15 protein-coding genes are annotated in these 22,643 nt (G+C 65.3%); all 15 read left to right on the top strand.

Annotation, left to right across the window (positions count from 1 at the left end; translation table 11 throughout):
- Positions 1-397 precede the first annotated feature (397 nt).
- Positions 398-1,327, top strand: a complete 930-nt coding sequence (locus VGQ44_07055) for a hypothetical protein (GenBank protein ID HEV8446559.1) — start codon at positions 398-400, stop codon at positions 1,325-1,327.
- A gap of 65 nt (positions 1,328-1,392) precedes the next feature.
- Entirely contained in the window at positions 1,393-3,501 is a 2,109-nt protein-coding gene (locus VGQ44_07050; GenBank protein HEV8446558.1) for an Ig-like domain-containing protein, read from the top strand.
- A gap of 50 nt (positions 3,502-3,551) precedes the next feature.
- Entirely contained in the window at positions 3,552-6,740 is a 3,189-nt protein-coding gene (locus tag VGQ44_07045) for a protein kinase (GenBank protein HEV8446557.1), read from the top strand.
- Positions 6,741-6,939: 199 nt separating this feature from the next.
- Positions 6,940-7,524 carry a hypothetical protein gene (locus VGQ44_07040; GenBank protein HEV8446556.1) on the top strand — a complete coding sequence of 195 codons (585 nt, stop codon included), beginning with the start codon at positions 6,940-6,942 and terminating at the stop codon, positions 7,522-7,524.
- A 98-nt stretch (positions 7,525-7,622) separates the two neighbouring features.
- Entirely contained in the window at positions 7,623-9,614 is a 1,992-nt protein-coding gene (locus tag VGQ44_07035; protein ID HEV8446555.1) for a molybdopterin-dependent oxidoreductase, read from the top strand.
- Positions 9,614-11,602 carry an NAD(P)H-dependent oxidoreductase subunit E gene (locus VGQ44_07030; protein ID HEV8446554.1) on the top strand — a complete coding sequence of 663 codons (1,989 nt, stop codon included), beginning with the start codon at positions 9,614-9,616 and terminating at the stop codon, positions 11,600-11,602. Before VGQ44_07035 ends, VGQ44_07030 begins: the two co-directional genes overlap by 1 nt.
- Positions 11,599-12,609, top strand: a complete 1,011-nt coding sequence (locus VGQ44_07025; GenBank protein HEV8446553.1) for a 2Fe-2S iron-sulfur cluster-binding protein — start codon at positions 11,599-11,601, stop codon at positions 12,607-12,609. Before VGQ44_07030 ends, VGQ44_07025 begins: the two co-directional genes overlap by 4 nt.
- Entirely contained in the window at positions 12,596-13,450 is an 855-nt protein-coding gene (gene fdhD / locus VGQ44_07020) for a formate dehydrogenase accessory sulfurtransferase FdhD (protein HEV8446552.1), read from the top strand. The genes VGQ44_07025 and fdhD overlap by 14 nt, the downstream gene beginning before the upstream one ends.
- A 4-nt stretch (positions 13,451-13,454) precedes the next feature.
- Positions 13,455-15,137, top strand: coding sequence for a formate--tetrahydrofolate ligase (locus tag VGQ44_07015; protein ID HEV8446551.1), 1,683 nt, complete (start codon positions 13,455-13,457; stop codon positions 15,135-15,137).
- A gap of 376 nt (positions 15,138-15,513) precedes the next feature.
- Complete coding sequence (locus VGQ44_07010; protein ID HEV8446550.1) at positions 15,514-16,965, top strand: efflux RND transporter periplasmic adaptor subunit; 1,452 nt, start codon at positions 15,514-15,516, stop codon at positions 16,963-16,965.
- Positions 16,966-16,968: 3 nt separating this feature from the next.
- Positions 16,969-18,396, top strand: coding sequence for an ABC transporter permease (locus tag VGQ44_07005; GenBank protein ID HEV8446549.1), 1,428 nt, complete (start codon positions 16,969-16,971; stop codon positions 18,394-18,396).
- 35 nt (positions 18,397-18,431) lie between these two features.
- Entirely contained in the window at positions 18,432-19,931 is a 1,500-nt protein-coding gene (locus tag VGQ44_07000) for a TolC family protein (GenBank protein HEV8446548.1), read from the top strand.
- 484 nt (positions 19,932-20,415) lie between these two features.
- Positions 20,416-21,471, top strand: a complete 1,056-nt coding sequence (gene aroF, locus VGQ44_06995) for a 3-deoxy-7-phosphoheptulonate synthase (protein HEV8446547.1) — start codon at positions 20,416-20,418, stop codon at positions 21,469-21,471.
- Complete coding sequence (locus VGQ44_06990) at positions 21,468-21,797, top strand: chorismate mutase (GenBank protein ID HEV8446546.1); 330 nt, start codon at positions 21,468-21,470, stop codon at positions 21,795-21,797. The genes aroF and VGQ44_06990 overlap by 4 nt, the downstream gene beginning before the upstream one ends.
- Positions 21,794-22,627 (top strand): prephenate dehydrogenase, encoded by an 834-nt coding sequence (locus VGQ44_06985; protein HEV8446545.1) that lies wholly within the window; start codon positions 21,794-21,796, stop codon positions 22,625-22,627. Before VGQ44_06990 ends, VGQ44_06985 begins: the two co-directional genes overlap by 4 nt.
- Positions 22,628-22,643 lie beyond the last annotated feature (16 nt).

The raw sequence follows: 22,643 nt of genomic DNA, 5'->3' as shown, positions 1-22,643 counted from the left end.
GGGAATCGCACTCACGCTCGTCGCGGCGCGTGTGGGAGCGCAGGCGGTCACCCTGCCGACCATTCGGGCGAATAAGACGCCTGAACGGGAGCTCCTCACGCAGATGGTCACCGCGATGAGGGAACCGGCAAATCAACCCTCCAAGCTGCGAACTCGCGATGACACCTTGCAGTTCAAGTGCGCTATGGGGTCTATCGCACTCACGCCTTACACAGCGGACGAGGTGAAAGACGCGGGACGCGCTGGTGAATCCGCCATCGCAGCAGAGCGCGCGTTCAGAAGCGCTAACAAAGCGTCGGTTCCGGCTGCTGCGAACGATACCGTTGGGTTTGGGCAAGTCAGGCGATCTGGATTCGCCCGCTCGCTGAATGCCGTTGCGACAAAGCCCACGATCCGGATGCCCGACGGGTTGGCGGAGATCCTCGATTGGATTCCGCCGGCGTGTGTGCTGCAGTCGGACATGACTCAGGACGCCGTTCACGACCTCGTGGAGCCGTACCGCGCGGCTGAAAAGGACAAGCCGAAAACCGCGCGACTCGACTCGCTCGAGCGCGTCGCCAGTGCGAACGTCGTACAGCGGGAACTGCGCGAGCGACGACTGTTCAGCGTTCGTTCGCACGACGACGCTGTCGCGTTCTGGAAGCAACCGTCCGCCTCGGCGCTCAACATCGGTGCGATCTCCGGAGGCGGGGACCAAGGCGCTACATACGTCGAGTTGGCGTCGCGCTTCTTGAAAGCCGTTCGATTCTCGTTCAGTACGGTGATGGCCACTGGGAAAGACTCGGCGGCCACCACACCGGCGGCTACGACGAAACCGACCGATGCCGCCAAGATCGACACGACCGCCAGCGGCAGCACAATCACGCGATTTCTGAACGGCGGCGGGTTGCTGAACGTTGCCGCCGCGTATCCGCTTGTTCATCTCGGCAAACCGAATGGCGCGGCCGATTTCGTGGGTCTGCTTGCTCCGCGGGGCGGGGTCACGCTACCGGTGCTTGGCGCCAATCATCGTGACACGACGCTGATGTACGATGCCGGCGCCGAATTCGTCTTCAAATCCATCGACGATCTCGGTGGCCTCGGCGTGTATTTCCAGACTCGCGTGGGCTTCGCCGGCGGTTCGCCGACGTTCATGCGCCTGATCGGCGATGCAGACCAGCATCACACCGGATATCAAACGGTCACCGGCGGCATCACGATTGATGACCGGTTCGTCGTGACGCTCAGCCGAACCGTGTCCGGCCCGCGCTCCCTCCAGCAAACAGGCTGGCAAGTCGGGGTCAGCCTCTCCCGCAGTGCATCCTCGCCGGCGACCGGCTCGCCATGAACCTCACCACGCCTGCTCGCGGTCCGATGCTCGCCGAAGTGCACTCTCACCATGAGGCCCCGAAAATGAAACGCGTACTCCGCGCGCCCTGCAGCGCGGCAGGAATGCTGATGATAGCCTTCGCTTCGATTCTCAGCACGATTTCGTGCGGTGACCCCAGTCGTTCGTTGCTCTCTCCGAACGCGCGCGACTTTACCATCATCGACGGCGCGCACGCCGGCAATCCGCACTTCTTCTGGCTCGCTCCAATGGTCAAGAACCCGACCGTCACGGGTACCTTCGATCCTGGCGCGTCGCCACAAATCGACATCTGCCAGTGGATTGGCTCGGCCTGCGCGCAGCCGACCGTGGCGACGTTCACGATGGCGACGGGCCCGGGCTCCGAAACGATTCGGGTCGACGCTGCCGACGCGCTCTACATCGTGAACTGGCACACGGATCAATTCCCGCTCTCTCTCGGCGCCACGTATCGCGTCTCGGCATCGATCCTCGGTGCCACGGTCGGGTCAGCGGACGTTCAGATCCTTTCGAACGGTTCGGCGAAGAACGTGGCGACGGGCGACAACATCGCTCTCGTCGACGGGAAGACGCTGCCGATCAAGTTCCGCATCGAGCAAGGGATGGTGGTTTCGATCGCGGTAACTCCGAATCCGCAAACCGTCGTCGTCGGCAAGACGGCCGATCTGATCGCCACGCTCACGGACGCATACGGAAACGCGGTGACGGGTCAACCGGTGAGCTGGAGCAGCGACAACACGGCGATCGCGACGGTCGACTCATACGGCGTCGTCAGCGGAGTGGGAGTGGGAGTGGCAACGATCACTGCGTCGTCCAACGGAATGTCCGGTGCTGCCTCGGTCGCCGTGATCCGCCCGCCCGTCGCTGCGGTGATAGTCGCGCCGGCGACCAGCAGCATTCAGGCAGGCCAGACCGAGACGCTCGTAGCGACCCTCAAGGATGCGGATGGGAATACTCTCACCGGTCGAACGATCGCCTGGAGCACTTCCGACGCGGCCTCAGCGACCGTCGATGCCAACGGTGTCGTCGCGGGCATTCAACCCAACACCGTGACCATCACGGCGACCTCGGAAGGCGTGGGCGGCACCGCCGGCGTCACTGTGACACCCGCTGGATTCTCCGTGCGCGTCGGCTCTCTCTCCGGCGGCGACTTCCATACATGCGGAATCGCCAGCGATGGAACCGGGTACTGCTGGGGCGAAAACGTGTGGGGTGAAATCGGAAACGGTTCTGTCGGCGGTTCGCAGCCTCAACCAGCCGCCGTGTCAGGCGGATTGGCGTGGTCACAGATTCAGGCCGCCTCACTCGGTACCTGCGGACTCACGACCGACGGCACCGCGTATTGCTGGGGCGCCAACAACGTCAATCAGCTTGGCAACGGCTTCAGTTTTGGCCAGGAAGCACTTCGCGGAACGCGCGGCGCTGTGCAGACGACGCGGCGTTTCACGCAAATGGCGAACTTCAATGGCTCCCCCTGCGCCCTCGACGCGAGCGGGACGGCGTGGTGCTGGGGGTGGAACGACAACAGTCGGCTCGGCGCGGGCAATGTTGCGCCGCTGTCGCCGATCGTCGGCCTGGGTGGCAACACGTGGCGTTTCCTCGCGGAGGGGCAGAACGACAACTGCGGGGTCACGACCGCCGGCACGGCTCTCTGCTTCGGCGTCATCGATCATCAGATCGTCGGTGCGAGTCCGGTCTACACGCAAATGACCGTCGGTCGCTTCCACGTCTGCGGTCTCGATGCGAGCGGGTCAGCCTGGTGCTCCGGCTTCAACGGCGAGGGGGAATTCGGCAACGGGACCACGTCGCAATCCAACGTGGCGGCCGCGGCGCCCGCCGCCTCCGGAATGACCTTCACGGCGATCGCGTCGGCGGTGCAAAGCGTGTGCGGCCTAACGCCGGCGGGCGACATCTACTGCTGGGGCAACAACGACAGCGGTCAGCTCGGGAACGGCTCGATCACGTCGAGCACGGTCCCCGTCAAGGTCTCCGGGTCGCTGACGTTCACGTCGCTCGCCCGCGGCTACTTCCACTTCTGCGCGACGGCGACGGACGGCGGCGTGTACTGCTGGGGCAACAACCAGTTCGGGCAACTGGGCGATGGAACGACCCAGACGCGGACGATCCCGACGCGGGTCATTCCGCCCGCGCCGTAGCCGCCACTTCGGATTCGCAACGAGTATCCGGCCGACTGAGATCGATCACCATGATACGCTCAAGCGGATACCGCGTGACGAACTCTTTGCGGCCGAGCCTTGCCGGTGGGGCGCCGCGACGGTATGCTGGTGTCGCCGTCGCGGTCCCCTCCCCACCGTCCCGCGTGCCCGCGCCACTCGAGACCGTCCTTCAAGAGGCTCTCGGTTCGCAATACCGCTTGGAGCGTGAGCTCGAGGCGGGGGGAATGAGCCGTCTCTTCCTCGCGACGGATCTCCGCCTCAGGCGCGAGGTCGTCGTCAAGGTGCTGCCGCCGGATTTGGTGTCCGACGCGAGCGCTGCACGGTTCAAGCGCGAGATCGAACTGACGGTTCGTCTTCAGCATCCTCATATTCTGCCGATTCTCACGAGCGGCGAGTTCGAGGATGGGCTGTTCTACATCACGCCGTACATCCAGGGGGAGAGCCTTCGCGCGCGGATCGAGAGAGAGGGGAAGCTGCCGCTCGATGACATTCTGAGAATTCTCAAGGATGTGAGCGGCGCGCTCGCGTTCGCGCATCAGCGAGGGATCGTTCACCGGGATATCAAGCCGGGGAACATTCTGCTATCGGACGGGCAGGCGATTCTGGCCGATTTTGGGATTGCGCGTGCGGTGTCAACGACGGCGACGCCGTTGACGGAGAGCGGAGTAGCGCCGGGGACGCCCGCATATATGGCACCGGAACTGCCGACGGATGAACGGGCAGATGTTTTCGCCCTCGCAGTCGTCGCTCATGAAATGCTTACCGGCCACCCGTCGCCGCGTGCGGAAACGGTTAGAGGGTTCCTTGCGAGTCGCGGCACGGTGAAGCGGGACTCGCGCCGGCTGCTTCGTTCGCTGGCTCTGCTCGTCCTAAAATCGACGTCGCGGTCGATCGCAGAGCGTCCATTAAATGCACGCGAGTTCTTGGAATTGCTGAACAGGGGTCCGGGCCCGCACCGTCGCGTGATCATCGTGACGGGCCTGATCGCGGCAGGTGTGGTCATCCTGTCGTGGATGAACACGCGCAGCGTTGGCGAGCAATTGAGTGATTCCAAGCTCTTCGTATGGTCTTCGGCAAGCGGAGGCCCGAAAACGGCCGGGGCGTTACGCTCTATCTTGCTGGGTTTCGGCGAATGGCGCGGCGTCTCGATCGTGAACGATTCAGGCGTTGAAACGGTGTCCAATCTTGCTCAAGCGAGCAAGTCAGCACGGGCCCTGGGGGCCGCGAACGTCGTCGAAGTGGAGGCAACACAGGATCGTGATAGCGTGTCTGTGCGCGTCAGACTGTACGACTCTCAGAGTCAAGCCCTAATTCGCCAAAGCCACGTCACCTATTCAGCAAATGCAATCGCAATTAGTCGTAAGACCGCATCTCGAGGGTTGATCAACGCCATACTTCGAGTTGATGGCGTTCAGCCATGGAAGGACCCCAGCGATTCGGCGCCGGCGTACCTCGAGGCTTGGCGTCGCTATGATCTTGGTCGCCAGGCGCTTCAGCAGTGGCACTTGTCCGCGGCCGAAGCGTTTTTTCGGTCCGCGATCCAAATCGATCCCAATCTTGCCAGAGCGCACGCATGGCTTGCGCAGACTCTGGCAATCGATCTACCCGGCGCGAATAGATCAGAGCTCGAGGTCGAGGCTAGGCGAGCAGTTGAACTGGGGGCACGTTTGGAGGCTGGCGACTCGTTGCGCGCGATCGCCGCATCCCTGTTGTCGACGAGACAGCATCCAAAGGCGTGTGCCGTCTATCAAGAGCTCGTGCGCAAGGACTCCGCCGACGTTTGGGCTTGGCTCGGGGCCGGCGACTGCCAAGCTCGCGATTCGACCGTCGTCGAGTCCCGTTTAACCGCGACCGGTTGGGCATTCCGCGGCAGTTTTGAGGAAGCCGCTCGTAAGTATCGCATTGCCCTGCGATGGCCTCCGCCCCAAGGCGAATCTGAGTTTCGTGGTTGGCTACTGGGCCGGCTATCCTCGGTGCTCTTCGGCGCGACCAATAGAGTCCGTCTCGGGTTTGCCGTGGCGCGGGACACACAATTCTTTGGTGCGTTTCCCTATCTCGATCACGATACGGTTGCCTTCGCGCCCCATTCGACTCGGGACTTCCCGACGCGGCGGGGCGATCCGTCGCAGCGGCTCGTTCAGGCGGCGATTCAACGCAACAGATCGATCCTTCGAGAGGCCGCTGCAGACTGGGCTCGTCGATTTCCGACCATCGCCGCCGCATATGACTCCTTGGCGATCTGGACGGAGCTGTCCGGCGGCGTAGCGGACCTGGGCGGCCGCCGCGTCTCCACTCTCGAATTGGTGCGGAAGGCTCGGTCCTTGGCGACAGATTCCACCGAACAGCTGCGTCTTGCCATCGCCGAAGTTCGCGACCTTTTCAAAGAGCAGCGCTTTGCGGAAGCAAGAGCCGAGGCTGACTCGGTTCTGCGTCGCGGCGGCGAAAGCCGAAGTCGTGACGTGGCCGGCGTGATTGGATTGGTGACGCTCGTTGGTCGCGTCCAGGACGCCGAGCGGCTTTGGCCGTTCGCGCGTTTCGATCACGGAGTCCGTCTCGCCGACGGCCGGCGCTGGGACCCGCCGGCGGCGATCCTGGAGGCGGAAGCTCCATTTGTTGTGCGTGCTGCATTCGGGCTTGGTCCAGACAGCGTCAGATTGCTAGCCCGCCGCCTTTCCGACCTAATTGATACGTACGCTCCAGATTCAAGCGACGCCGCACAAGTCCGCGCCGCAATTGTCGCTCGGGGCCTCGTCACCTTTCGGCCGGATCTGCTTCTGGAACCGGGATTAGGTGTGAATGCGCCCGACGAGATCGTGCGGGCGGCGGCGGATCTCGCCGGCGGGGACGGCATTGGCGCGAAAGAACGCCTTGTTCGCCTTCAGGGGATAGACAAGGGACGCGCACCTGGAAACGGCGTTCGAAACGCGTTCCCCGCTGCGCTCATCTGGCTCGCGTTGGGAGACACAGCCCAAGCGGTCCGGGAACTCGACGATCTTCTGAGAACAGTTCGCGCGCTTGATCCAGCCTTTCTTGGAGATGTCACTGACGTGGCACTCATGGTTCGTTCGATGGCGCTTCGAGCGATTCTCGCCGCGCGGGCCGGAGATTCGGTTACCGCTCGCTTGTACGCCCGCGCGGTTCACGATCTGTGGCTGTCATCCGCCCCCGAGCTAAAGGATTTGCAGCAGGAAATGCAGCGGATCGTTCGAGAGCGTTGACTAACCATCTTTCTCCGGAGGATCAGTGTTTAATCGTATTTCAAGGGCAGCGCTCGCCTTTCTCGCGTTCGCAAGTCTAGGGCTCGCGGGCCGAAATGCGTCCGATGCGTCGCCCCTCGCGGACGGTGATCCGCCGCCCAAAACTCCGGACCCCACTGCGACACTAGGGCATTGGTACAATCATGACATGAGAAACCTCATGCGAAAGCTCAACTTTACCAACGCCACCATCGTAAAGGTTCCTTCAGCCACAGATGCTAAGGTCAAGTGCCTCATCATGATCGCGGCGACCGACAGCTCCCACAATATTCCATCCGGGGCAAGCGATAGTGACTGGTACCCCGGGGCCATCGTGGAAAACGTTACGGTCAATCCATGTCGCGATGCGGCGTTCGATCTGAATCAAGGAGACGAGCTCCTTTGGCTTGTGCAATTCAAGAAGACGCCGCCGCCAGGTGCGAACGAGGTCGGATTGAGTCAGGTCGCAAAGCTGGGCAACCATTGGTGGAGCGGCGACGATCCCACTGGAACCACCCGTGGCACAAAGACGCTGAAGAACTGCGGTCACTCACGCAATCCCCGTCAGGCGGACGGCGCCAACATCTACTTCAACACGAATGAATTGTGCAAAACATTGTCCGATAACGGGCACGACCCAGTCGCCGTTGCCAAAGCGTTTGAGATTCTGCTGACGCAAAGAGCGTTGTCGCCTCAATCAGCGCGTACCGACCCACTTGTACTCTGGTTTGCCTGTGGCGGAGATTGCTGCTACGCGGAATTCTGACAACTGCAGAAGGTTGGAACCGTCGGCAGTCCACTTGCAGTTGTAGCGTCCCCAATGCATCCTCCTAAGACCATCCCCGTCTTGGAGATGCACCACGAATGCAGTCCAGCAACAACTCCCCCCGGACACCCTCCGGCGCGTACGCCCGCCTGACTCAACCCCTCGTCCGCGACGCCGGCGTCCTTCGGCCAGCGTCGTGGGATGAGGCCCTCGACAAAGCCGCCGAAGGCTTCCGTCGAAACCTCGACAAAAACGGGCGTACCGCGACCGGCATCTTCAGCTGCTCCAAGTCGACCAACGAGGTGAATTTCCTCGCGTCGAAAATGGCGCGGCAGGTGTTTGGGAATAACAACATCGACAGCTGTAATCGGACCTGACACGCTCCCTCGGTCGTCGGTCTGACGGCCATCCTGGGGGCGGGCGGCTCGACCAGCTCATACGAGGAAGCGGAACATTGCGATTTCGCCTTCCTCTGGGGATCGAACGCCCGGGAGGCGCATCCGATCTGGTTCCACCATCTATTGAAGGGGATCCAGAACGGCGCGCGTCTCTACGTCGTCGATCCGCGGCGCACCACGTCCGCCGAATGGGCCGACACCTGGCTCGGCCTCAACGTCGGCACCGACGTCGCGCTCGCCAATACCATGGCCCGCGAAATCATTCACGCGGGGCTCGCGCATAGCGAGTTCATCAAGCGCGGCACGACCGACTATCAGGCGTACAAAGAAGCCGTCGAGCCATACACCCTCGCCTTCGGCGAGCGGGTCACGGGAATTCCGGCCGAGGTCATCCGCGACGCGGCGCACGCGTACGCGACCGCCGATCGCGCCATGGTCTGCTGGACGCTCGGCATCACCGAGCACCACAACGCGGTCGACAACGTTCTCGCGCTGATCAATCTCTCGCTGCTCACAGGCCACGTCGGACGCTACGGCTGCGGGTGCAATCCACTCCGCGGACAGAACAACGTCCAAGGCGGCGGCGACATGGGCGCGCTCCCCAACAAACTCCCCGGATTCCAGGACGTCACCACCGAGAACCACCGGGTGAAGTTCGAGCGCGCGTGGGGTCGCGACATCATTCCAACGGACGGATGGCATCTCACCGAGATGATCCAGGCGATGGAGACGAAGGAGCTCACGGCGCTCTACGTCATCGGTGAGAATCCGGCGCAGTCGGACGCCGACGCGACGCACGTGACGCACCTGCTCGAGAACGTCGACCACCTCGTCGTGCAGGAGCTCTTCCTCACGAAGACGGCGCAATTGGCCGACGTCGTTCTTCCCTCGGCCGCGACGTGGGCCGAAGGCGAGGGCACCGTCACCAATAGCGAACGGCGCGTTCAGCGTTGTCGAAAGGCCGTCGAGCCGCCGGGCGATGCGCGGGACGAGATCTGGATCATGTCGCAGCTCGCCAAACGACTCGGTTACGACTGGGGCTCGCCGACCGCGGAAGACGTGTGGAACGAGGTGCGCGCGCTCTCTCCGCAGCTCTATGGCATGACCTACAAGCGCCTCGAGGAGCTCGGCGGACTCCAGTGGCCGTGCCCCGACGAGAAGCATCCCGGAACGAAGTTCCTGCACTCGCGACTCTGGGACGACGATCCGGCGAAGCGCGGCCGGCTCGCGCCCTTCTCGGTCGTCCACCACGAAGGTCCCGTCGAGCAGCCGGACGATCAGTATCCGTTCATTCTATCGACCGGCCGGCGGCTCGAGTCTTATAACACCGGAGTGCAGAGCGGGGGGTATGCCTCGCCGCTTCATCGCGGCGAGACGGTCGACATGTCGCCCGAAGACGCGGCGCGGCTTGGGGTCGGCCCGGGCGACATCGTCCACGTGACCTCGCGACGCGGCGCACTCGACGCGCCCGTCTACATCGACCGCGGTCTGCGCGCCGGCGTAGTTTTCATGACGTTGCACTTCCCCGACGACGTCATGACCAACCTTCTCACCATCAACGCGACGGACACGAAGTCCGGCACCGCCGAGTTCAAGGCGTGCGCCGTGCGTGTGGAACCGGTCGCCGTGAAATCGGTGCGCTCCCCCGCCGCCCGTCGCACGGAGCCGCTCGCCGCCGCAGGGGACGACTGATGGATTTGAGGCTGCGGCACTCCGTCCCGACCGACGACGAGCGTGCCGCGGTCGACGCGCTGCTCGGGCCGCCCACGTCGGCGTGGGACGGCGGAAAGCGCGGTGACCTCTACGACGCGCACGTCGCGCACGGCGGTCGGGCGGCTCGTGAACGCCGGCATCTGCTGCTTCCCGCGCTCGAAGCGTTGCAGTCTCGGGTCGGATGGATCAGCGAGACGGGCCTCGAGTACGTCTGCGTTCGGCTGAACGTCCCGCCCGCCGAGGCGTGGAGCGTGGCCACGTTCTACGCGCTGCTGTCCACGACGCCGAGGCCGCGCCGTGTGCTGCACGTCTGCGACGACATCGCGTGCCGTTGTCTGGGCGCCGCGGAGTTGATCGGCCAGATCGAAGCGTCGGTCGGTCCCGCGCACGGCCACGGCCCGAATGGCGATCACGTTCACATCGACGACGGCGCCACGGTCTGGATGCGGTCGCCGTGTCTCGGACAGTGCGACTACGCGACGGCCGCCCTGCTTCAGGAAGCCGGACCGCTCCCGACGGAAGAAGTCATTCGCGACCTGTCGCTCGACGAGGCGCGCACGATTCTGCGCGGCGGATCGCCGTCGCGGGAGCCGAAGCCGCGCCGCTCGCGCGCGATGATCGTCGACTCACTCTGGACCACGCCGATGACCGAGACGCAGACGTTGCGTCTCCCGCAGGACTCGAACACGACGACGCCGTCCACGTCGATCGGGCACGTCGATCGGCTGCTGCGCCGCGTGGGTACGATCGATCCGACCGATATCGCCGCATACACGACGTCCGGCGGATTCGAGGCGCTGCGCCGCGCGCTCGAGATCGGACCCGACGCGGTGATTCGCGAGATGATCGACTCGAAGCTGATGGGTCGCGGCGGCGCCGCGTTTCCGACCGGACGCAAATGGGAAGCGGTCGCCAAGCAGTCGGCGAGGCCGCATTACCTCATCTGCAACGCCGACGAATCGGAGCCGGGGACATTCAAGGATCGCGTGCTCCTCGACGGCGATCCGTTCGCCATCGTCGAGGCGATGACGATCGCTGGATTCGCGACCGGCTGCGAACGCGGATTCCTCTACATTCGCGGCGAATATCCCGTCGGCGCCGAGCGCTTCGCGCGCGCGATCGCCGAGTCGCACGCGCATGGATTCCTCGGCAACGACATCCTCGGCCGCGGCGTTCGGTTCGACATCGAGATTCGCCGCGGCGCGGGCGCGTACATCTGCGGCGAAGAGACGGCGATCTTCAATTCGATTGAGGGCTACCGCGGCGAGCCACGAAACAAGCCGCCGTTTCCGGCGCAGGCCGGACTGTTCGGTCTGCCGACGGTGGTCAACAACGTCGAGACGCTGGCGAACGTGCCGTCGATCGTATTGCACGGCGGCGCGGCGTTCGCGCGGATCGGCACCGAACAGTCGACCGGCACGAAGTTGTTCTGCGTCAGCGGAAACGTGGAGGCGCCGGGCGTCTACGAAGTCGAATTCGGGGCGACGCTTCGCGATCTGCTCGCATTGTCCGGCGGCGTGGCGGGAAGACGCTCGCTCCAGGCCGTGCTGCTGGGCGGCGCGGCCGGCGTGTTCGTGCGCCCCGACGAGTTGGACATGCCGCTCACTTTCGAGGGTGCGCGCGCGGCGAAAGCGACCTTGGGATCCGGCGTCATCGTGGCGTTCGACGACACGGTGGACATGAAGCGGATCCTCCTGCGCATCGCGTCGTTCTTCCGCGACGAGTCGTGCGGACAATGTGTCCCTTGCCGCGTGGGAACCGTGCGCCAGGAAGAGGCGCTTTATCGAATTGCCAGCGGACGGACGCTCGGCGACGTACCACAGGAAGTGTCGCTCCTCGACGAGGTTGGCTTGGCGATGAAGGACGCATCGATCTGCGGGCTCGGACAAACGGCGTATGCCGCCATCGAGTCGGCGATCCATCGGGTCGGCGTGCTGAACGGCGCACAATCGGGAGGCAGGGCGTGACTGAAGTCGCGTCCACGCCGCCGCTGGTTCAGCTCCAGCGGCCGACGATCGCGACGGACAGGAGCCGTCGCACGTCGATGCGCACCGTCACCGTCACCGTGGACGGGCAAAAGGTCACCGTGCCCGAAGGCGCGACGCTGCTCGCCGCGTGTCGTCAGGCCGGCATCGAAGTGCCGACGCTCTGTTTCCTCGACACGCTGCATCCGGTGAACGCGTGCCGCGTGTGCGTCGTCGAGGTCGAGGGCGCGCGCGTGCTCGCCCCGTCGTGTTCGCGCGCCGCCGAAGAAGGAATGGTCGTCCACACCGACTCGCCGCGCGTGAAGCACAGCCGAAAACTGGTGCTCGAGCTGCTCGCGTCGTCGGTCGATCTCTCGACGACGCCCGACGTCGAGCGTTGGATCGACGACTACGACGCCAAACCCGCGCGCTTCGGTCCGAAGGCGCCGCCCGCTCCCGCCGGAACACGCGACGCGTCGATTCCGGGACACCACGCGCCACCGGATCCCGCGTTCGCGGCGACGGTCGCCGAGCCGGCGACGGTCGACAACGATCTCTACGTCCGCGACTACGCCAAGTGCATTCTGTGCTACAAGTGCGTCGAGGCGTGTGGGCCGGACCATCAAAATACGTTTGCGATCGCCGTCGCCGGGCGCGGATTCGACGCGCACATCTCGACGGAGTTCGCCGTTCCGCTGCCCGAATCGGCGTGCGTCTACTGCGGGAATTGCATCGCGGTCTGTCCGACCGGCGCGCTGATGGCGAAGACGGAATTCGATCGGCGCGCCGAGGGCACGTGGGATGAATCGAACGTCACGACGACGGACACGATCTGCCCGTACTGCGGCGTCGGTTGCACCCTGCGGCTCCACGTCGACGACGGCGAAATCATCAAGGCGACGTCGCCGCTCGAGAATTCGATCACGCAGGGCAATCTCTGCATCAAGGGACGGTTCGGGTGGCGCTTCGTGCAGCCGCGCGCCGCCGAACAAGGCAATGGCCGTCACTGATCCCCCCCATCCGCTCGCCGGGCTCGGATACACGCGGGTCTCCGCGGCGCGGTCCTTCGTTCGGCTGACGGGGGACTCGTCCGCCGAGTCGTCGGCGGAGGTCGCGGAAGAAGTTCCGATCGCGCTCGTGTACAACGGCCGGCCGTACGTGGTCGTGATGGGAACCCCGAACGACTTGGATGATCTTGCCGTCGGGTTCAGCATCACCGAGGGTATCGTCGACGACATGGCGCACGTCGAGCGAGTCGACGCGGTGCGCGCGAATCATGGGATCGAGCTTCAGATTCAAATCTCGCCGGCCGACGCCGAACGACTCGGCGAGCGCGTGCGAGGGCTCGTGTCGCGCACGGGCTGCGGTCTCTGCGGTGTCGAGACGATCGGCGACGCGCTGCGCATTCCGTCGGAAGTCGGCCGCGCGCTGCGAGTCGAACGGAGCGCGCTTTGGCGAGCCAGCGCCGAGCTCTCTCGCCAGCAATCCGTAAACAACGCCACGAGCACCGTGCACGGCGCCGGCTGGTCGACGGCCGACGGCGAGTTGTCGGTCGCGCGTGAAGACGTCGGACGTCACAACGCGCTCGACAAGGTGCTCGGCGCGCTCGCCCGCGCGGGCACGCCGGCGTCGAGCGGATTCGTCGTCGTCACCAGCCGGGCGAGCTACGAGATGATCCAGAAGGCGGCCGTGTGCGGCGTGGAGCTCGTCGCCGCGATCTCGCGTCCGACCGGTCTTGCCATTCGATTTGCCGAAGCCGCGGGCGTGACGCTCGTCGGTTTGCTGCGCGGCGAATCGGCGAACGTGTACACTCACCCTGAACGCATTCACCCGCTGTCACTCGAGGTTTAGCGCCGTGAGCACCATTGCCGTCCCGTCGGACATCGAAATCGCCCAACGCGTCAAGATGCGTCCCATCGAGGACGTCGCCGCGGAGCTCGGGCTCGAGCGCAACGAGCTGGATCTCCATGGCAAATACATCGCGAAGATTCCGCTCGACATCGCGCAGCGCCCGGTACGCGGACGCCTCGTCGTCGTCACCGCGACGAACCCCACGCCCGCCGGTGAAGGCAAGAGCACCGTCTCCGTCGGGCTCGCGCAGGCCCTGCGGCGCATGGGCAAGAAGGTCGCGCTCTGCATTCGCGAGCCGAGCCTGGGGCCGGTATTCGGCGTGAAGGGCGGCGCCGCCGGCGGCGGATTCGCGCAGGTCGTCCCGATGGACGACATCAACCTGCATTTCACCGGCGACTTCCACGCGATCTCGAGCGCGCACTCGCTGCTCGCGGCGATGCTCGACAACCATCTGCAGCAGGGGAACGCGCTCGGCATCGATCCGCGCCGCATCACATGGCCGCGCACGATCGACATGAACGACCGCGCGTTGCGCAACGTGATCGTCGGGCTCGGCGGCGTGGGCGACGGCGTGCCGCGCGAAGAGCATTTCATCATCGTGCCGGCGAGCGAGATCATGGCGATCCTCGCGCTGGCGACGAGCGTGCAGGATCTCGAGGAGCGCCTGGCGCGCATCATCCTCGGCGCGACCTACGGCGCGGCGAAGCGGCCCGTGACGGCCGGCGAGCTGCGCGCCGCCGGAGCGATGTCGCTGCTGCTCAAGGACGCGATCCGGCCGAATCTCGTGCAGACGCTCGAGGGCGGCCCGGCGTTCGTCCATGCCGGCCCGTTCGGCAACATCGCCCACGGCTGCAACAGCATTCTCGCGACTCGTTCGGCGCTCGCGCTCGCCGATCTCGTCGTGACGGAAGCGGGATTCGGATCGGATCTCGGCGCCGAAAAGTTCTTCGACATCAAGTGCCGCATGGGCGGACTGAATCCGGAAGCGGCGGTCATCGTCGCCACGGTGCGGTCGCTCAAGATGCACGGCGGGGCCGACAAGAAGCATCTCGGTGTCGAGGATTTGCGCGCGCTCGAGCGCGGGTTGCCGAACCTCGAGAAGCACGTCGAGAACGTGCGGCACTTCGGCGTTCCCGGTGTGATCGCGCTCAACCGTCGTTCGGCGGATAGCGAAGCGGAGCTTGCGCTCGTCGCCGAGTTCGCGAAGTCGGTCGGCGTTCCGTTGGCGCTGACCGAAGTGTGGGAGAAGGGCGGGGCGGGCGGCGAAGCGCTCGGCGCAGAGCTGCTCACGCTGCTCGACAAGAAGGGCGCCGAATACCGTCCGCTGTACGCGACCGATCGCCCGATCAAGGAGAAGATCGACACGATTGTTCGGCAGATCTACGGGGGCGACGGAGCCGACTACTCGCCGGAAGCGGACCGGGCGATCACCTACCTCGAGTCGATCGGCATGGGCAATACCCCGGTTTGCATGGCCAAAACCCAGTACTCGCTGACCGACGACGCCACGAAACTAGGGCGCCCCCGCGGATTCCGTATCACGGTCAATGAAGTACGCCCGTCGGCCGGGGCTGGGTTTGTTGTGGCCCAATGCGGGGATATCATGACGATGCCCGGACTCCCGAAAGAGCCGGCTGCGGAACGGATGGCTCGGCTGCCGAGTGGGGAGATTGTGGGGCTGTTCTAGAGTGGACGGGTGGACGGGTGGACGGGTGGACAGTGGGAGCTCGGACGGCCCGGCTTCAGAAGTCTGGCTTCAGACGTCTTGCCTCAGCATCTGAGGCTTTGCCTGTCCACCTGTCCACCTGTCCACCTGTCCACCGGTCCACCCTCCAGCCGCCCCGTCCGCCAGGCAAACGCTTCGCCGCTTCGCGGTGTCGAATTGCCTGGTGCCGATGGAACCGGGCCCCGCACTGACGGGTACCTCGCGTTCATCGAACGCTAATGAACGGTTCATCCCCGGGTCGTCCCAGCCCCGCTAGACTGCGGGCGCGACCCGGTTTGCGTGTCGCTGGCTCAGAGCTCGATCAGTTGCCCGACCACCTGACTCGAGGAACCTCGAGATGCGTCAACTGCGTGCGCGCTGGCTGCCCGTCCTGATCGCCGTTCTGGTGATCGGCGGGCCGATCGCCTGGTACAAGTGGCCATCGACCGCCTCCGCGGCCGAGGCCGTGCTCACCGCGCCTGTAAAAAAGGGCGACTTCAAGGTCATCGTCACCACGACCGGCGAACTTCGGGCTCGCAAGTTCGTGCAGATCCAAGGGCCGAATTCCATGCCCGCGCAGATCTATCAGTCGAAGATCACGTGGATCGTCCCTGAGGGCACGGTGGTCAAGGAAGGCGACAAGATCGCCGAGCTCGATCGCGCGCCGGCCGCCACGCGCCAGCAGAGCGTGACGCTCGATCTGCAAAAGGCCCAGGCGCAGTTCACGGACGTCTCATTGGACTCCGCACTCAACTTGTCGACGGCACGCGAGGCCGTGAAGACCGCCGAGTACGGGCTCGAGGAAAAGAAGATCGCCAAGGATCAGGCCCAGTTCGAGGCACCGTCGATCAAGCGCCAGGCCGAGATCGACTACGAAAAGGCGCAACGCGCACTCGAGCAGTCCAAGAAGGACCTCGATACGAAAACCAAGCAGGCCGAAGCGAAGATGTCGGTCGCGTCGGCCGACCTCGGGCGTCAGCAGAACAACTTGAAGATGGTGCAGGATGCGCTGAACGGATTCACCATCAACGCACCTTCGCCGGGGATGGTGATCTACGTTCGCGAATGGAACGGAAAGAAAAAGGGCGTCGGATCGCAGTGGAACACGTGGGATCCGACCGTCGCGACGCTCCCCGACCTGACCCAGATGGAGTCGCAGACCTACGTCAACGAAGTCGACGTGCGCAAGCTCGCTGTCGGCCAGCCGGTGTCGATCTCGCTCGACGCCGATCCGACCAAGAAGCTCACCGGAAAGGTCACGTCGATCGCGAACGTCGGCGAGCAGCGGCCGAATCAGGATTCCAAGGTGTTCGAGGTGAAGATCGAGGTCGCGAAGGCTGACACGACGCTGCGCCCCGGCATGACGACGTCGAATGCGGTCGAGGTCATGTCGGTGCCGAACGTCCTGTCGATTCCGCTCGAGGCGGTCACATCGGAGGGCGGCTACTCGTACACGTACAAGAAGAACGGCCGAGGCGCGGTGCGGCAGATGATCGAGACGGGCGCGACGAACGACAACGAAATCATCGTGAAGAAGGGCTTGTCGCAGGACGATCGCGTGTTCCTCACGCCACCCGCCGACAAGGCAACGATCAAGACTGACATCATCCCGGGTCTCCAGCCGACCGCTCCCCCGGGCGCCGGCGGTGATACCGCCAAATCGGTCACGTTGCCGGCGAAGCCCGACAGCGCCAAGCCCGGCGACGCGAAGGCCGGTAACGAAAAGCCCGCTCCGAAGCTCGTCGTTCCAGCGCCCAAGGCGACGGGTTCCGCGCCGGCCGCCGTCCCCGCGACGAAACCGAAGGGCTGACGCGTGGCGACCCTCGCCGCGGCACCGGCCGCGTCGCCTCCCCGGGCGTCGCGACTGCAGGCGGTCATCGCCCAGCTGGGCTTCAGCGCGGGCACCGCGGCCGAAGCGCTCGCCCACAACAAGCTGCGCGCGGGGCTGACCTCGCTCGGAATCCTCTTCGGCGTGGCGTCGGTGATCGCGATGCTCGCCATCGGCAGCGGCGCCGAGCAGGCGATCCTGGAGGAAATGAAGCTCCTCGGCGCGAACAACATCGTCATCACGCCGATCGTCGAGCAGAAAGAAGGCAAGGTCGACAACGACCCGACGGCAAAGAAGGACTCGAAACGGTTCACGCCCGGCCTATCGTATCTCGACGCCGACGCGATTCGCCGCACGGTGCCCGACGTCGCCGGCACGAGCAGCGAGGTCGTCGTCAACAGCGTCATCACACGCGAAGGCCATCATCGGTCGGGCAAGATCGTCGGCGTCGACTCGGGCTACTTCCGCCTGATGAATCTCCACCTCGACGAAGGCGCCGGGTTCGGTCAGCGCCACTACGGCGCCGCGTCGTCGGTGACGATCATCGGCCAAGGGGTGAAGTCGCGCTTTTTCACGACCGAAAACCCGATCGGCAAGGCGATCAAGGTCGGCAACGAGTGGCTCACGGTCGTCGGCGTGCTGCAGGACCGCAAGGTGTCCGCCGACATCGCGTCCAAGCTCGGGATCCGCGACGCGAACATGGACGTGTACGTCCCGCTGCCGACCATGCTCCTGCGCTATCGGAACCGTTCCGAGGTTACGCAGCAGGAAATGGAGCTCGCGGCGAAGGATGCCAACAGCGGCGGCTCCAACAACAGCGACTCGACCGAAACCGACGACGAGCGCGCCGAGAAGCGGAACTACCACCAGCTCGACAAAGTGATCGTCCAGGTCGACAAGTCGAGCGCCGTGACCGCCGTCGCCGATCTCACGCGCCGCATGCTCCAGCGCCGGCACAACGACGTCACCGACTTCGAGATCTCGGTGCCGGAGCTGCTACTGCAACAGGAGCAGCACACGAAGACGATCTTCAACATCGTGCTCGGCGCGATCGCGTCGATCTCGCTCATCGTCGGCGGGATCGGGATCATGAACATCATGCTCGCGTCGATCCTCGAGCGTATCAAGGAGATCGGCGTGCGGCGCGCCGTCGGTGCGACGCAGAAGGAAATCGGCGCGCAGTTCCTCAGCGAAGCAGTCATGATCAGCCTCGCCGGCGGCATCGCCGGCATTCTGCTCGGCGTCGGACTCGCGACCGTCATCGAGCACATCGCGAAGATCCACACGATCGTGTCGGCGATGTCCGTCGTCGTGGCGTTCGGCGTGTCGGCCGCGGTCGGAGTCGTGTTCGGCTTGGTACCGGCGTCCCGAGCCGCCAAGCAGGATCCGATCACGTGCCTCCGCTACGAGTGATACGAGCCGTTCGCGGCTCCCAGCTGCCCCCACCCATGCGACTCTCGACGCTCGTCCTTCTCGCTGCGCTCGCTCCGGCCGCAGGCGCCCAAAACACGCCGGCCGCAGGCGCCCAAAACACGCCGGGCGCCGCCGCGAAGCCGATTACCCTCGCCGACGCGATCGCGATGGGACAGCAGCGCGGCGATCAGGCCGAGCAGGCGCGCGCCTCACGCGACGTCGCCCGCTACCGTAACGACGCGTTCAACGCACGCCTTCGCCCCCAGCTGTTCCTGAGCGGCAACGCGGCGAACCTCAACCACGGCATCAACTCGATCACTGCGCCGGACGGCTCGACCGCGTTCGTGGGACAGTCGCAGAACCAGTCGTCGATGCTGCTGGGCTTCAGCCAGGCGATTCCGCTCACCGGCGGAACGATCACCGTCGGATCGGCGGTGAGCCGCATCGACGAATTCGGCACGAGCTACAACAAGGCCTGGTCAACGTCGCCGGTCGTGCTCTCGCTCCAGCAGGATTTGTTCAAGCCGCGCGACATCGTGTGGAACGAGCGAATCCAGTCACTCGGAGCGAGCGTGGCCGAGCGGTCGTACCTCGAGGCCCGTGAAGACGTCGCCGGCAACATCGCCGACGCGTTCTTCAATCTCTACACGCAGCAGATGACGATGGCGAACGCGATGGCCAACGTCGCCGTCAACGACACCCTCTACACGCTCAACAAAGGCCGGTACGAGGTCGGCAAGATCGGCGAGAACGACCTGCTCAAGAGCGAGCTCGCGTTGCTCCGCGCGAGAGCGTCCGTCGACGACGCCAATCTCGCCCGCGACCGCGCCGAGGCCGCGCTGCGCCGCATGCTCAACTATCCGGCGGAGCAGGCGCTCACCATCGTGCCGCCGGACTCGATCCCGACCATCGAGGCTGATGCTGATCTGGCCATCAAGGAGGCGCTCAAGAACGCAAGCCTCGTCGAGCAGTCGCAGCTCGACGAAGTCGTCGTGAAGCGTGAGATCACGCAGGCGCGGCTGAACAACGGGTTCAGCGCGAGCATTCAGGCCACGGTCGGATTCAACCAGACCGCGTCCGGCCTCGGCGCGGCCTATCAGAGCCCGCTGGGCCGGCAGTCGTTCACGCTCGGCGTCGCGATGCCGATGGTGCAGTGGGGAGCCGGGCGTTCCGACGTTCAAGCCGCGAAGGCCGACGACCGCCGAGTCGCGGCGAACAACAAGACGCGGCGCGACCAGATCGCCGAAGACGCGCGCTTCTCGGTACTTCAACTACAGCAAGCGCAGCGCAACGTCGTCTTGGCGGCCAAGGCGGACACCGTCTCGATCAAGCAGTTCGAGGTCGCCCGAAACCGCTACACCACGGGCAAGATCAGCAACACCGATCTGTACAACGCGCAATCCGACAAAGACAACTCGCTCATCGCGCACATTCAGGCGTTGAGAAGCTACTGGAACGCGTACTACCACCTGCGACGGGCGACGCTGTACGACTTCGCGACGAAGCAGGAGTTGTCAGATGAGAGGGGCCGGTGAACGGCCAACTTCGCAGCTGACGACGGTCGCAACTGCCGAACGACGCACCTGATGAGGGGCGCTGCTCCCCAACTGCGCGAAGGGCGCGACGGCCGAACGGCGCGGAGGCGCGACGGCCGAACGGCGCGAAAGCTATGCCGCCGGAATGACCTGCTGCGCGGGTTGGCAGTCGCGCAGTTCGCGACGTTGGGGAGTACGCGCCGTAGGTCAGGTGCGCCGTTCGGCAGTTGCGACCGTCGTCAGCTGCGCAGTTTGGTAGTTGTCAGTTGCCCTTCCTTGACACCCGTCCCCGCGCCCCGTACTCTACCGTCCATGATTCGCCCAGCGGCGTACGTCTACTTTTACTACTACGCGACCCAAACGGGCCGTGGGTGGAGTAGTACGCGCTAGCAGAGCAGCACTACCGCGAACCAACCCCAGCGACCCGTGAACGACACGGGTCGCTTTTATTTTCTGCCCCCCTGACGCACGACTAGAAACCGTCATGATCATCATCACGAAGCCCAATGTCACCGACGCCGAAATCGACCACATTCGCGAGCGCATCGAGGCCGCCGGTATGCGCACGCATCTGTCGCGTGGCGAGCAGCGCACGATCATCGGCTGCATCGGCGACGAGTCACTCCTCGCCGAGGTACCGCTTCGCTCGCTGCCAGGCGTCGAGTCCGTCACGCCGGTGCTCAAGCCGTACAAGCTCGCGTCGCGCGAGTTTGCGGCCGAGCGGACCATCGTTCGCGTCGGCGGACGCGAGGCGCAGGCGAGCTTCGGCGGAAATACGCTGACCGTGGTCGCCGGCCCGTGTTCCGTGGAGAGCCGCCAGATGCTCGTCGACACAGCGCGCACCGTGGCGAAGGCCGGGGCGACGATGCTGCGTGGCGGCGCCTACAAGCCGCGGACGTCGCCCTACGCGTTCCAGGGGCTCGGCGTCGAGGCGTTGAAACTGCTGGCGGAAGTCCGCGCCGAGACCGGGCTGCCCGTGGTGACCGAGGTGATGGACACCCGCCAGGTGGATCTCGTCGCCGAGCACGCCGACATGATGCAGGTGGGCGCGCGCAACATGCAGAACTTCGCGCTCCTCGCCGAGCTGGGCCGCGTGCGGCGTCCGGTGCTGCTCAAGCGCGGACTGTCGGCGACCATCAAGGAACTGTTGATGGCCGCGGAATACATCATGGCGAACGGCAACCACGACGTCGTCTTGTGCGAGCGCGGCATCCGCACGTTCGAGACGGCGACGCGCAACACGCTCGACGTCGCGGCGATCCCGGTGCTGAAGCGCGAGTCGCATCTTCCCGTGATCGTCGATCCGAGTCATGCCGGCGGCGACGCCTCGCTCGTCGCGCCGCTCGCGTTCGCGGCGATCGCCGCGGGCGCCGACGGTCTCATCGTCGAAGTCCACCCGGATCCCGAACACGCGCTCTCCGACGGCGATCAGTCGCTCGCGCCGCAGGCGTTCGCCCAGATGATGCGGTCGCTCGGCGCGTTCGCGTCGGCGGCGGGCCGCCGCCTCGAATCGTTGACGCCAGGACGGGCCGTCGCATGACGGAACCATCGAAAGCACTCGCGCTGCAAGAGCTGTCGCAGTGCCGGCAGGAGATCGAGTCGATCGACAACGATCTCGTCGAGCTGCTCGCGCGCCGTCTGCGCCTCGGGCAGCGCATCGCCGAATTGAAGCGCATCGCCGAGCTGCCGATCCTCGACCCGACGCGCGAGGCCGCTGTGATTCGTCGCGTGACCACCGTCGCGCGCGAGGCCGGGCTCCCCACCGAGCCGGTGCGAGAGGTCTTCTGGCAGATTGTTGGCATGTCGCGGCGCGCGCAGGAGGAGAGCGACATCCGCGCGCGCGCCGGGAAGCCGGAGCGCAAGTGAGCGCTGCGTTCGAGCGCGTGGCCGTCGTCGGACTCGGGCTGATCGGCGGCTCGATCGCCAAGGATCTCGCGGCGAGAGGAGTAGAAGTCGAAGCGTACGACCCGAGCGCCGCGTCGTTGGATGAGGCGCTGAGCAGCGGCGTCGTATCGCGTAAGCTCGACGCGTCCCTGACCGCGTCGCGCGCGGACGTGGTTGTCATAGCGACACCGGTCGACGCGGCCGTGGACATCCTCCGGACTCTCGCTCGGTCGAATCACCGGGCGACGCTGATCACGGACGTCGGGAGCACGAAGGGGCGAATCGTCGCCGAGGCTGACGCGCTTGGACTCTCGAGGCGATTCGTCGGGTCGCACCCCATGGCCGGCGATCATCGATCCGGCTGGCCCGCGGCGCGGAGGGGACTTTTTGCGGGCGCGCGCGTGTATTTGTCGGCACCGGAGTCCACGCCCGCCGAGCTCGTCGCCCGCGCAGACGCGTTCTGGAGAGAGCTCGACGCGCACCCGATGACGATCGAGGCGTCGGCACACGACCAGACGCTCGCGTGGACGAGCCATCTGCCGCATCTGGTGTCGGCCGCGCTGGCGCTGGCGTTGGGCGAGGCGGGCGTCGAGCGAGACGAGCTCGGCCCCGGCGGCCGTGACATCACTCGGCTCGCGGGCAGCTCGCCCGAGATGTGGTCGGCGATCGCCGTCGAGAATGCGGCCGCGATCGAGGCCGCGCTTGCGGCCGCGGAACGCGAGGTGGCAAGCTTCAGGCGTTTGCTGTCGCGCGCCGACGCCGGCGAGCTGCACACCAAATTTGCCGCGGCCCGCGCCTGGTTCGAGGCCTAGCGCGAGGACGCCGCCA

The sequence above is a fragment of the Gemmatimonadaceae bacterium genome, from assembly GCA_036003045.1.
Taxonomy (GTDB): Bacteria; Gemmatimonadota; Gemmatimonadetes; order Gemmatimonadales; family Gemmatimonadaceae; genus JAQBQB01.
Note: the sequence above shows the minus strand (reverse complement) of the source record. Positions and strands in the feature narration are given on the sequence as shown.

What these genes read in the sequence shown, in the direction of transcription:
- aroF (HEV8446547.1), top strand. Translation starts at nt 20,416, where the DNA reads ATGATCATCATCACGAAGCCCAATGTCACCGACGCCGAAATCGACCAC.
- VGQ44_07045 (HEV8446557.1), top strand. Translation starts at nt 3,552, where the DNA reads ATGATACGCTCAAGCGGATACCGCGTGACGAACTCTTTGCGGCCGAGC.
- VGQ44_07000 (HEV8446548.1), top strand. Translation starts at nt 18,432, where the DNA reads ATGCGACTCTCGACGCTCGTCCTTCTCGCTGCGCTCGCTCCGGCCGCA.
- VGQ44_07010 (HEV8446550.1), top strand. Translation starts at nt 15,514, where the DNA reads ATGCGTCAACTGCGTGCGCGCTGGCTGCCCGTCCTGATCGCCGTTCTG.
- VGQ44_07050 (HEV8446558.1), top strand. Translation starts at nt 1,393, where the DNA reads ATGAAACGCGTACTCCGCGCGCCCTGCAGCGCGGCAGGAATGCTGATG.
- VGQ44_07040 (HEV8446556.1), top strand. Translation starts at nt 6,940, where the DNA reads ATGCGAAAGCTCAACTTTACCAACGCCACCATCGTAAAGGTTCCTTCA.
- VGQ44_07030 (HEV8446554.1), top strand. Translation starts at nt 9,614, where the DNA reads ATGGATTTGAGGCTGCGGCACTCCGTCCCGACCGACGACGAGCGTGCC.
- VGQ44_06990 (HEV8446546.1), top strand. Translation starts at nt 21,468, where the DNA reads ATGACGGAACCATCGAAAGCACTCGCGCTGCAAGAGCTGTCGCAGTGC.
- fdhD (HEV8446552.1), top strand. Translation starts at nt 12,596, where the DNA reads ATGGCCGTCACTGATCCCCCCCATCCGCTCGCCGGGCTCGGATACACG.
- VGQ44_07055 (HEV8446559.1), top strand. Translation starts at nt 398, where the DNA reads ATGCCCGACGGGTTGGCGGAGATCCTCGATTGGATTCCGCCGGCGTGT.